Source organism: Methanosphaera cuniculi (genome assembly GCF_003149675.1).
Classification (GTDB): Archaea; Methanobacteriota; Methanobacteria; order Methanobacteriales; family Methanobacteriaceae; genus Methanosphaera; species Methanosphaera cuniculi.
On the sequence record NZ_LWMS01000020.1, the window covers coordinates 195,337 to 207,815 of the forward strand.

Consider the following 12,479-nt stretch of genomic DNA (forward strand, 5'->3'; position numbering starts at 1 on the left):
GAATAAGAACATGAAAATACTAGTTGTAGGAAGCGGTGCACGAGAACATATAATAGCAGAAAAACTAAGCCAAGATAGTGAAGTATACACATACATGGGACGAAAAAACCCAGGACTACGTGATGTATCAACAAAATACATGGTAAATGATGAAGGAGACTTTGATGCAATAATACAATTTGCAAAAGACAATGATGTAGATATAGCATTTATAGGACCTGAAGCACCTCTAGAAAAAGGAATTGTAGATCAACTAAAAGCTGAAGGTATTATGTCAGTAGGACCTACACAAAAAGCTGCACAGATTGAAACTAACAAGGCATTCATGAGACAACTATTTGAAGACTACAATATAGATGGTTCAATAAAATATGGAACATTCTATGACATAGATGAAGCATTTGAGTTTATTGATGAATTTGATGAACCTGTTGTAATAAAACCTATTGGATTAACAGGTGGAAAAGGGGTAAAAATAGTAGGAGATCAATTAGCTGATAATGAAGAAGCTAAAGAATATGTGAAAGAAATATTTGACCAAAAAATGGGTGGACATGCAGGAGTTGTAATTGAAGAACTACTCGTCGGTGAAGAATACACAATTCAAGCATTTGTAGACGGTGAACACCTACTACCAATGCCAGCAGCACAAGATCACCCACACGCATTTGAAGGAAATAAAGGACCTATCACAGGTGGAATGGGATCATACTCAGATGCAGACCTCCTATTACCATTTTTAAATGAAAAAGAATATGAACAATCAGTAGACATAATGCAACAAACAATCGAAGCAATCGCAAAAGAAGCTGAACCATACAAAGGAATATTATACGGACAATTCATGCTAACAAAACAAGGACCAAAAGTAATCGAATACAACGCAAGATTCGGAGATCCTGAAGCTATGAACGTACTAACAGTACTAGATGATAGCCTATCTGACATAGCACAAAAAATAGTTGATGGAACACTAGAAGATGTGGGCTTTAATAAAATAGCATCAGTATGTAAATACGTTGTACCAGACAACTACCCAAATACAAAAGCAGCAGATACCATTGTTAATATTGACACAGAAAAAATAGAAGATGCAAAAGTATTTTATGCAGCAGTTTATGCAGATGAAAATGATGATGTCAGATTAACCTCATCTAGAGCTCTTGGAGTACTAGCAACAGGTGATACAATTGCTGAAGCTGAAGCAAAATGTGAAAAAGCAATAGAATATATAGATGGAGAAGTATATCACAGATCCGATGTTGCAACAGAAGATCTTCTAAATGAAAAAATAGAACATATGAAACAAGTTAAAGAATAAAAAAAATATATATTCACCTCCATCTTTTTTTTTAATAAAAACTTTTTTATAATAATTAAAGAAAACATCTTCTTACATTATCTTATAAATTCCTTAAAATATAATTCATATTAGTAATATAAATATAAATCACTATAATTTATTTATGATAAAAAAAATGACAATAACACTTTCTTCCCAAAAAAAATATGAAAAAGATAATAATTGGGAAATTAAATTTTGAAAGGTGTAGATTAAATTGAACGGTAGCCAACTATTAATAGAAAAACTAAAAGAAAATGGTGTAAAAACAATCTTCGGATACCCTGGAGGTGTACTACTACCATTTTATGATGCACTATGTGAATCAGACATACAACACATGCTAGTAAGACATGAACAAGCTGCAGTACATGCTGCAGATGGATATGCACGAGCATCAGGAAAAGTCGGAGTGTGTCTGGCAACATCAGGACCAGGTGCAACCAACATAACAACAGGAATTGCAACAGCACACATGGATTCATCACCAATAGTGGCACTTACAGGACAAGTAGCAATAGACTTAATTGGAAAAGATGTATTTCAAGAAGTTGATACACTAGGAATAACAATGCCTATAAGCAAACATAACTACCAGCCACGAAAAGCTGATACAATACTAGAAGTAGTAGATAAAGCATTCTATATTGCACAAACTGGACGACCAGGACCTGTTGTAATAGATTTTCCAAACAATGTATTAAAAGAAGAAGTAAATCCTGAAGATATTGATCCTGACACAACTACACCAGGATATAAACCAAATACACACGGACATAAAAAACAAATACAAAAAGCAATAAACACAATAAATCAATCAAAAAAACCTGTAATACTCGCTGGTGGAGGAGTAATTTTATCTAATGCAACATGTGAACTTGAAAAATTTGTAGAATTAACCAACATACCTGTAGTTACAACACTCATGGGAAAAGGAGCAATAGATGAAACACACCCAAATGCTCTGGGAATGATTGGAATGCACGGACTTCAACAAGCAAATAAAGCCTTGCTTGAATCAGACTGTCTTATTGCTATTGGATGCAGATTCTCAGATAGAAGTGTAAGCTCTATTTCCGAGTACACACCAAATGCTACAAGAATCCAAATAGACATAGATCCAGCAGAAATTGGAAAAACAATAGAAATAGCCATTCCAATAGTAGGAGATGCAAAAACAATACTCACACAACTAATAAAACAAACTCTAGAGACAAAAATAAATTGGACACAAAAAATAACAAATCTAACATACCCTGAGGATATAACAAACTACACAACACTACCACTAAAACCTCAAAAAATAATAGAAGAACTAATGGACACTGTAGATAAAAATACAATCATAACAACAGATGTAGGACAAAACCAGATGTGGATGGCACACTACTATAAAACCCGAAATTCTCGAACATTCATATCAAGTGGAGGACTTGGAACTATGGGATTTGGATTACCAGCTGCAATAGGAGCACAAGTAGCAAAACCTGATGATACTGTAATAAGCATATGTGGAGATGGAGGATTCCAAATGGTATCACAAGAACTTGCAACAATTAAAGAAAATGACCTACCAATTATCTCAATAATACTAAATAACAGATACCTAGGAATGGTAGCACAACTACAAAAACAATTCAACAATCATGTTTATGCAACAAAACTTGATGAAACACCAGACTTTGTAAAACTAGCTGAAGCTTATGGAATAACAGGAACACGTGTCCAAAAGCCAGGTGAACTAAAAGAAGCAATAACAATTGCACAAAAACAACGTGAACACACAGTAATAGATGTTATAATAGATGATGAAGAACTCTTACCTATAGTACCACCAGGAACACGTCTTGATAACATGCAACATAAAACAATACAAGGAGAGTGAAGAAAAATATGACAAAAAAAGATGAAAAACATACAATAAGCATACTGGTAGAAAACAAACCAGGAGTACTACAACGTGTTAGTGGATTATTTACAAGACGAAACTTCAACATAGACAATATAACAGTAGGAAAAACAGACAACCATAAACTCTCAAGAATAACAATCAGAACCACAGGAGATGAAGCTGTACTTGAACAAATAACAAAACAACTAAACAAGCTAATTGAAGTAATTAAAGTACGCGAGTTATGTGATGAAAAAACAATAAAAAGACAACTAGCACTAATAAAAGTACACACACCAACAGATGATGTGAAATCTGAAGTAATACAATATGCTGAAATATTCCGAGGACACATAATAGATGTAAATCCAAAAACACTAACCATCCAAATAACCGGAGATAGTGAAAAAATACATGCATTCACAGATCTAATTAGACCTTATGGAATAAAAGAAGTAGTAAAAACAGGAATAGCTGCAATAAATCGCGGAGCAAAAACAATATAAATAGAAAAAATAAAATAATGAGAGATAAAAAAAAGGGAGAATAAATATAATGAACGGAAGTGACGCACTACTAAAAAAACTAAAAGAAAACGGAACTGATACAGTATTCGGATATCCAGGAGGAGTACTACTACCACTATATGAATCAATATATGACTGTGACATAAACCACATCCTAGTACGACACGAACAATCAGCAGCACACGCTGCAGATGCATATGCAAGAGTATCAGGAAAAGTAGGAGTATGTATAGCAACATCAGGACCTGGAGCTACAAACCTTGTAACAGGAATAGCAACAGCAAACATCGACTCATCAAGCGTAATAGCACTAACAGGACAAGTTGGAACACCAATCATTGGAACCGATGCATTCCAGGAAGTTGACACAATAGGAATAACAATGCCAATAACCAAAGCAAGCTTCCAACCAAGAACATCAGACAAACTACCTGAAACAATAGATGAAGCATACCACATAGCACATACAGGACGAAAAGGAGTAGTAGTAATAGACATACCAAAAGATGTACTAGAAAACCCTGTAACAACAAAAGACATGAAAAGAAAATACAAACTACCAGGATACAATCCAACCACAAAAGGAAACAAAAGACAAATCAAAAGAGCAATCAAAACAATACAAGAAAGCAAAAAACCAATAATACTAGCAGGAGGAGGAGTAATCCTCGCAGATGCATCAAGAGAACTCATTGAATTTGCAAGAAATGCAAACATACCAGTAGCAACAACACTCATGGGAAAAGGAGCAATAAACGAACATGACCCACTCTCACTCGGACTACTCGGAATGCACGGACTTGAATCAACAAACATAGCAGTAACAAACTCAGACTGTCTCATTGCAATCGGATGCAGATTTTCTGATAGAACAACCGGAAAAGTATCAGAATTCGCACCAAATGCAACTAAAATACACATAGACATAGACCCAGCAGAAATAGGTAAAAACGTACCAATCGACCTACCAATAGTAGGAGATGCAAAAACAATACTTCGTGAACTAAATGAAGAAATACAAATACCAAACCAAAACGGATGGACAACAAAAGTAGTAGAGGCTAACCAAAATTACAAACCAAAAATGACATTCAACACACCAATACTAAAACCACAAGAATGCATAAAAGAAATAATGCAAGCAATAACACCAGAAACAATAGTTACAACAGATGTAGGACAAAACCAGATGTGGATGGCACACTACTATAAAACCCAAAATCCACGAACATTCATATCAAGTGGAGGACTTGGAACCATGGGATTCGGACTACCTGCTGCAATAGGAGCACAAGTAGCAAAACCTGATGAAAACGTACTAGCAATTGTTGGAGATGGAGGATTCCAAATGGTATCACAAGAACTTGCAACAATCGAAGAATACGACCTACCAATAGTAACAGTAATACTTAACAACAGATACCTAGGAATGGTATACCAATGGCAAGTACTCTACTACAACAACAAAATATCACAAACCAAAATGACACCAAAACCAGACTTTGCAAAACTTGCAGATGCATACGGAATAAACGGAGTACATGTTGAAAAAACAGGTGAACTACAAGAAACCATACAAAACGCACTAAAATCTCGAGAAGCAACAGTAATAGATGTAAAAATAGACTCAGATGAACTACTCCCAATGGTACCACCAGGTGAAAAAATAACAAAAATCGTTGGAGAATACAAAACCGAGGATGAATAAGCTATGAAAACACAAAAACACACAATAAGCATACTAGTCGAAAATAAGCCAGGAGTACTACAACGAGTCTGCGGACTATTCACCAGACGAAACTTCAACATAGACAACATAACAGTAGGAAAAACAGACAACCCTAAACTATCCAGGATAACAATCACAACAATGGGAGATGAACAAATAGCTGAACAAATAACAAAACAACTAAACAAGCTAATTGAAGTAATAAAAGTACGTGAACTAAATCCTGAAACAACAATAAGACGAGAACTAGCACTAATAAAAGTAGCAGCTCCAAATGAAAAAATAAGATCAGAAATAATACAATACACAAACGTTTTCCGTGCTCATATTGTAGATGTAACATCAGAAATACTAACAATAGAAATAATAGGAGATCCAAGCAAAATACTAGCACTAACAGACATACTACAACCATACGGAATAAAAGAAGTAGTAAAAACAGGAGTAACAGCAATAAAAAGAGGACCTAACACATTATAATACTACTTTTATCACCACCCAACTCTTTTTAACCATTTTTTTCTATTTATTAATATAAATCATATATTCCAATTAAACATCAAATCATAGTATTTCCCTAAAAAAAATAAAATTAATTTTAGTAAAAACTAAGTAAGCTATGAATAATTTTTCATAGTTTTCTCAAAAAAATAAAGTAAATTTTTTTTTGGAATATTTTATAAGAAAATTAAATTTTTAAAAAAAAAATGATTTTAAAAAAAAAGGGAGGTGATAGGTATGAAAATCTTTTAGTATTTACTATTAGCTTTTTATCATTTATTCCCTCTATCTATAAGAATGATAAAAATAAACTAATTTATTAGAAACTTCCATCCACATTATTTATTATTATAATCTAATTATGAAATTAATATTTCATATTATCTATAATTTATTCTAATTTTTTTTTACTAAATTTTTTATTAAATATTATTTTATACTAATTGAATTATCACATACTTGGTTAAATCTACAAGCTTTACATTTATTTGAATTACTGGTTGGTTTAAAGAATGTTTTACCTGTGATTAGTTGTTGCATGTGATTTATTAATCGTTTTATCTGATATTTTTCATTACTTGTAAATTTTGTTTGCCAGAATATATTATCAGTTAAACGAGTTCTTAATGCTACGTAGATATCTCGTTTATCATCCGGATTCATTTGTTGGTATGCTAGTGCATATGCATATACCTGGTTTTTCATGGAATCATATGCTTTGTCTCCTGGTTTATCATCTATAATAACAACTGAATCTGGCATGATCCATATTTCATCGATAAAGCCACGAATTCCATCAGAGGGACTTATTACGAAGAATTCTCGTGAGACTACTTTCTGTTTTTGTGAAATCTCCTGCATCTCATCATAACTCATAACAGTTGCTGTTTTTTTAAATTCATCTTCTAGTATTTGATGTTCATCTGTTCCTGTTGTCATTTGTTGGGTATCTTCTACTTGGATGTGTTGGAAGTTTTCTAGGTATAATGAATATTCACAGTATCCTTGTGTGTTAAGCCAGCTGATGGGGAAGTTTGGCTTATTTTCAATAATTTGTACTTGACGTATGCTAGGATGCCACCGGGATTTTATTTTTTGTGTTTCTGGTTTTATGTTTTTTGAAATAATAATCACCCCCTCAAAAGTTCTAGGAGTATTTGTATACTAATTCCTCGATTGTTATTTGTAATTGTTTTTTCTGTTGTAGTCTTTCAACTATTCCCATCTTGTTTTTAAAGATGTCATCTGATATTTTAAGTCTTTCACTAAATTCATATTCTATTATGATTTCATTTACTTTATCTGCATCTAGGTTTTCTGATGTTATTAGATTATCTATTTCTTTTTTCTTTTCACGATCCATGTAGTTTTCTAGCATTGCTTCTGTATCATCTATTCCATTTGTTCCTCGTAGGTTTTCTTCGATGAATTTGTCTATTAGTTGGCTTTTTCTTTTAAGTTGTGGGTCTCCTTGCATGGTTTTAATGATGAAATTCTTATTTTCTTCAAATTCTTCTTCACATGTTGGGTCTAGATCATTTAGAAGACTTATTATGTATGCTAGGTTTATGTCATCTTTTTGTATTAGTCCTAGTTCGAAGTCTATATCTTCTAGTATGCTTTCTTTTTCAGGTGCTGCTTTTGTTTCTTCGTGTATGTCTAGGTATTTGCTTTTGTAGTCTTCTATTTCTTGTTCTTCCATTTTAAGATCAGAGTAGGTAAAGTCTGTGAATGTTTTTAGTTTATTTAGTATTCTGAGTAGTTCTCGGAAGTTTTCTACAAAATACATTGTTTCATCTAATGTTGGATTATCAAGATCTGAGATATTAGTTATTACTTTTTTAAATTTATCTACTTGTATGTTAAAGTCATCTACGTATTCTTTGTATGGTTTCATTAGTATTGTGTTTTCTGCATTTTCATCTGAAAATAGTTTTATTGCATCATCTGTCTGTTTTTTTATGTTTCTAAATGATACTATGTTTCCATATGATTTTTTTTCATTAAATATTCTGTTTGTCCTTGAGAATGCTTGTATTAGGTTGTGGTATTCTAGGTTTTTATCAAGATATAGTGTGTTTAGGTATTTATTGTCAAATCCTGTTAAGAACATGTTTACAACTAGTATTATGTCTATTTTGTTTTCTTTTGATTTTTTAGATACATCTTGGTAGTAGTTTTGGAATGACTCTGTTGTGAAGTTTGTTCCGTAAAGCTGGTTGTAGTCTGCCATTTGTTGGTCTATATTTTCAAGTGATGTTTTATTTTCATCATCAAGTTGCATGTTGTCATTATGTGAATAGATTGCTGCTATTTTAAGTTTTTTATCATCAGGGAGTTGCTTGTTTTTTTCTTGGAATATCTTATAGTACTTATTTAGTACTTCTATACTACTTACTGCGAAAAGTGATGTGAATTCTCGGTTATATGTTTTACTATCATGACGTTCTATTATGTAGTCTACTATTTTTGTAAGTCTTTTTTCAGAATCCATTACTTCTTTTTCATCGATTTGTTCAACTTCTATGTCATATTTTGTCTGATTTTTGTATTTTCCTATGTATTCTACAGAAAATCCTAGTACATTATTATCAGCAATTGCATCTTTAATAAGATAATGATGTAGTTCTTCACCAAATATATCATATGTTGTACGATTTTTATTTGCATTATCTTTAAATATTGGTGTTCCTGTAAAACCAAATGTCTGGATATTTGTGAAGAAATTAGCAATATCACGATGCATTTGTCCAAATTGACTACGATGACATTCATCAAACATTAGAATTATCTTTTTATCTTTAACATCTTCTAGTTGATGTTGTCTTTTTTTTGCTGCTATGGAAAGTTTTTGTATGGTTGTTACAATTAATTTGTCTTTTGAATTTAATTGTTTTATAAGAGTTGATGTATCTTTAACATCTGTTATGCTTCCATCACCAAATTTGTTAAATTCTGCGAGTGTTTGACTATCAAGATCTTGTCTGTCTACTACAAATATTACTTTATCTATCTCTTCTTTTTGAGATAAAATCTGACTTGCCTTAAATGAGGTTAATGTTTTACCTGATCCTGTTGTATGCCATACATAACCATTTTGTTTTGAGTGTAGTGCATTATTTAGTATTGCTTCAACCGCGTGAACTTGGTATGATCTTAGAATTTTAACATCTTTTTCAGAATCAACAAGTACTATGTATTCTTTAATCATCTTGTGCATGTGATATTTTTCAAGGAAGCTATTTGTAAATTCTTTAAGGTTGGTAATCTTGTTATTATCCTTATCTTTCCAGAAAAATGTGAACTTATAATTCATATCACGTGTATTTGCAAAATATTTTGTATCAATACCATTTGATATTATGAAAATTTGAATATACTGGAAAAGACCTCTGTATGATGTATTTTTATAACGTGTAATCTGGTTGAATGCTTCTTTTAATGATTTACCACGACGTTTAAGTTCAACTTGTACAACAGGTAGTCCATTTACTAGGATTGTAACATCATACCGGCTTTTAAATTTACCATCAACACTTATCTGATGTGCAGCCTGAAAGCTATTTTTACACCACCTGGAATCTAAAAACTTAACATACTCCATTTCACCATTATCTCGGGTTAACTCCATTCTACCTCTGAGTTTTTGTGCTTTATTATAAATACTACCACCTTCAAGGTGGTTAAGTACTTGTGTAAATTCATGATCAGAAAATTTCATATTATTAAGATCTTCAAGTTGCAGACGCATGTTATCATATAATTCATCCATACTTTTTATATCAACAAGTTCATAATCTAAAGATCCAAGTTCATCCATTAATTCCTCTTCTAAAACTGCCTCAGACTGATGTGCCATATTAAATCAAAATCCCCATAAACTTTTTTTTTATTATATAAATTATAATAAATTTATTTTTTTCTATTTTTATTAAATAAAGGTTTATAAAAACACCCTTAAATAATCATTACCCGTAGCCATTAAATATTAGAAAAAAACAAAGTATAAACAACAATACTTTACTAAAAAAAACTAAAAAAAAGGGGAAAAAAGATTAAAATGCAAACCACACTCACAACACAACCTGAAAAAACAGACCAGGAAAAAAAACAACAACTCGAACAAAATCTATGGAACATAGCAGATATACTACGTGGAAGTATGGATGCTAATGAATACAAAAACTACATCCTCGGATTCATCTTCTATAAATACTTATCAGAAAAACTTGAAACACACCTAAACCAAGCACTAAAAAATGATAACATAACATTCCATGAAGCATGGCAAACAGGTGAAATAGAACTACAAGAAGCAATAGTAGAAGAAGCCGTAACAAGCATAGGATACTTCCTAGAACCACAATACCTATTTAACACAATAATACAAAAAGCAGAAAACAACGATTTTATACTTGAAGATCTAAAAGAATCACTAAATAAAATAGTAGAATCAACACAGGGAAGTGAAAGTGAAGATGACTTCGAAAATCTCTTTGAAGATGTAGACCTACAATCATCAAAACTAGGAAAAACCGTGGAAGACAAAAACAAGAAAATATCACAAGTACTCCTTCAACTATCACAAATAGACTTCTGCCTTGAAGATACACAAATAGACATACTAGGAGATGCATACGAATACCTAATTGGACAATTCGCATCAAGTGCAGGAAAAAAAGCAGGAGAATTCTACACACCACAAGAAGTAAGCACAATACTCGCAAAAATTGTAACAACAAACAAAACCAAAATCAGATCAGCATTCGACCCAACCTGTGGAAGCGGATCACTACTTTTAAGAATAAGCAAAGAAGCAGACGTATCAGAATTCTACGGACAAGAACTAAACCAAACCACATACAACCTTGCACGAATGAACATGATGCTACATGACATACCATTTGACAAATTTGACATCCGATGGGGAGACTCACTAGAAAACCCACAATTCATAGAACACCAATTTGATGCAATAGTAGCAAATCCACCATTTAGTGCAAAATGGTCATCAGATAAAAAATACATGGACGACCCAAGATTCAGCGAATACGGAAAACTTGCACCAAAAAGCAAAGCAGACTACGCATTCTTACAACACATGATCTACCACCTAAAAGACGATGGAACAATGGCAATAGTACTACCACACGGAGTACTATTCCGTGGATCAGCAGAACAAACAATACGAAAACACCTAATTGAAAACAAAAACTACATAGATGCAATAATAGGCCTACCATCAAACATCTTCTATGGAACAGGAATACCAACAATAATAATAGTAATCAAAAAATGCAGAAACACAACAGATGACATACTATTCATCGACGCATCAAATGACTATGAAAAAGTCAAAAAACAAAACAAACTAAGACCAGAAGACATAGAAAAAATAGTCACAACCTACCAAAAACGTGAAGAAATCGAAAAATACTCACACAAAGCAACACTCGATGAAATACGCGAAAACGACTACAACCTAAACATACCAAGATACGTAGACACATTCGAAGAAGAAGAACCAATAGACCTAGATGAAGTATGTGAAGAACTCAAAAAAATAAAACAACAAGAAGAAGAAGTAGATAAAGAAATCAAAAAATACTGCGAAGAACTAGGAATACAACCACCAATATTCTAAAAAAAAGGGAGGAGAAACACGATGAAGAATACAACCACCTCCCTCCCCACCTCTTCTAAAAAAACCAAAAAGAAACAAGCACTTAAAACACCGGAAATTCAAAGTATTTCTAATTATAACAATAAAAATCAATTTTATCCAATATCTAAAAACAATATTCCAAAGTTGAGGTTTAATAAATTTGAAAATAACTGGAATGTATATATTTTTAAAGATATTTTAGATATAATCTCAGGATATGGATTTAAAATGAATGAATATTCTTCAAATGGAGTTCCTTTAATTAAAATAAATAATATAGGTTATGGAAATATACTAATAGATGATATGGATTATTTACCGGAAGATTATTTAGAAAAATACCCTAATTTAGTTTTAAATAAAAATGATATTCTTTTAGCTCTTAATAGGCCTATAACTAATAATAAACTTAAAATAGCTTTATTAAAAAATGAAGATGTACCTTCAATACTTTATCAAAGAGTTGGAAAAATAATTTTAAAAAATGATAATTTATATTATTTATTTATATATTATTTATTACAAGAAAAAATTTTTAAATTCATTTTAAAAAATTCAAAAGGATCAGATCAACCTTTCATAAGTACAAATGAATTAAAAAAAATAGAATTAAAAATACCATCACTTAAGGAACAAAAGAAAATAGGGAATTTCTTATCAATAATGGATAAAAAATTATTCCTAATGGAAAAGAAACATTCGTTATATGTAGATATTAAGAAGTATTTATTGAAAAATTTATTTGTTCATGAAGATGAAAAATCTTTTTTACGATTTAAAAGGTATGATGATATTTTACAGAGAGTTTCTTTAAGTGAAATATT

At 31.7% G+C, this 12,479-nt stretch carries 9 protein-coding genes; 7 read left to right on the plus strand and 2 right to left on the minus strand.

Annotated features, from left to right (window positions below; translation table 11 throughout):
- Positions 1–10: 10 nt before the first annotated feature.
- The 5 genes from purD (at position 11) to ilvN (MSCUN_RS04290) (ending at position 5,969) form a co-directional block, all read left to right on the plus strand.
- Positions 11–1,321: a phosphoribosylamine--glycine ligase gene (gene purD / locus MSCUN_RS04270; RefSeq protein WP_095608193.1), complete on the plus strand. Its 1,311-nt coding sequence runs from the start codon at positions 11–13 to the stop codon at positions 1,319–1,321.
- Positions 1,322–1,559: 238 nt separating this feature from the next.
- A complete protein-coding gene (ilvB, locus tag MSCUN_RS04275; RefSeq protein WP_095608192.1) occupies positions 1,560–3,227 on the plus strand; it encodes a biosynthetic-type acetolactate synthase large subunit in 1,668 nt (555 codons plus the stop codon).
- A gap of 8 nt (positions 3,228–3,235) precedes the next feature.
- Complete coding sequence (gene ilvN / locus MSCUN_RS04280; RefSeq protein ID WP_095608191.1) at positions 3,236–3,739, plus strand: acetolactate synthase small subunit; 504 nt, start codon at positions 3,236–3,238, stop codon at positions 3,737–3,739.
- Between the two features lie 49 nt (positions 3,740–3,788).
- A complete protein-coding gene (locus tag MSCUN_RS04285; RefSeq protein ID WP_095608190.1) occupies positions 3,789–5,468 on the plus strand; it encodes an acetolactate synthase large subunit in 1,680 nt (559 codons plus the stop codon).
- A gap of 3 nt (positions 5,469–5,471) precedes the next feature.
- Positions 5,472–5,969 (plus strand): acetolactate synthase small subunit, encoded by a 498-nt coding sequence (gene ilvN / locus MSCUN_RS04290; protein ID WP_095608189.1) that lies wholly within the window; start codon positions 5,472–5,474, stop codon positions 5,967–5,969.
- Between the two features lie 450 nt (positions 5,970–6,419).
- On the opposite strand, the gene MSCUN_RS04295 is transcribed toward ilvN (MSCUN_RS04290), so the two are convergent.
- A complete protein-coding gene (locus MSCUN_RS04295; RefSeq protein ID WP_095608197.1) occupies positions 6,420–7,118 on the minus strand; it encodes a CRISPR-associated protein Cas4 in 699 nt (232 codons plus the stop codon).
- Positions 7,119–7,137: 19 nt separating this feature from the next.
- Positions 7,138–9,849, minus strand: coding sequence for a type I restriction endonuclease subunit R (locus tag MSCUN_RS04300; RefSeq protein ID WP_095608188.1), 2,712 nt, complete (start codon positions 9,847–9,849; stop codon positions 7,138–7,140).
- A 201-nt stretch (positions 9,850–10,050) separates the two neighbouring features.
- Between MSCUN_RS04300 and MSCUN_RS04305 the strand changes: the two genes are divergently transcribed.
- Together MSCUN_RS04305 and MSCUN_RS04310 are read left to right on the plus strand one after the other, a co-directional pair.
- Positions 10,051–11,634, plus strand: coding sequence for a type I restriction-modification system subunit M (locus MSCUN_RS04305; RefSeq protein ID WP_095608187.1), 1,584 nt, complete (start codon positions 10,051–10,053; stop codon positions 11,632–11,634).
- Between the two features lie 21 nt (positions 11,635–11,655).
- Positions 11,656–12,479, plus strand: an 824-nt coding sequence (locus MSCUN_RS04310) for a restriction endonuclease subunit S (protein WP_211305549.1), incomplete at its 3' end; no start/stop codon positions are given.

Coding starts and splice junctions, on each gene's coding strand:
- purD (WP_095608193.1), top strand. CDS start 11: ATGAAAATACTAGTTGTAGGAAGCGGTGCACGAGAACATATAATAGCA.
- ilvN (WP_095608191.1), top strand. CDS start 3,236: ATGACAAAAAAAGATGAAAAACATACAATAAGCATACTGGTAGAAAAC.
- MSCUN_RS04285 (WP_095608190.1), top strand. CDS start 3,789: ATGAACGGAAGTGACGCACTACTAAAAAAACTAAAAGAAAACGGAACT.
- ilvN (WP_095608189.1), top strand. CDS start 5,472: ATGAAAACACAAAAACACACAATAAGCATACTAGTCGAAAATAAGCCA.
- MSCUN_RS04300 (WP_095608188.1), bottom strand. CDS start 9,849: ATGGCACATCAGTCTGAGGCAGTTTTAGAAGAGGAATTAATGGATGAA.
- MSCUN_RS04305 (WP_095608187.1), top strand. CDS start 10,051: ATGCAAACCACACTCACAACACAACCTGAAAAAACAGACCAGGAAAAA.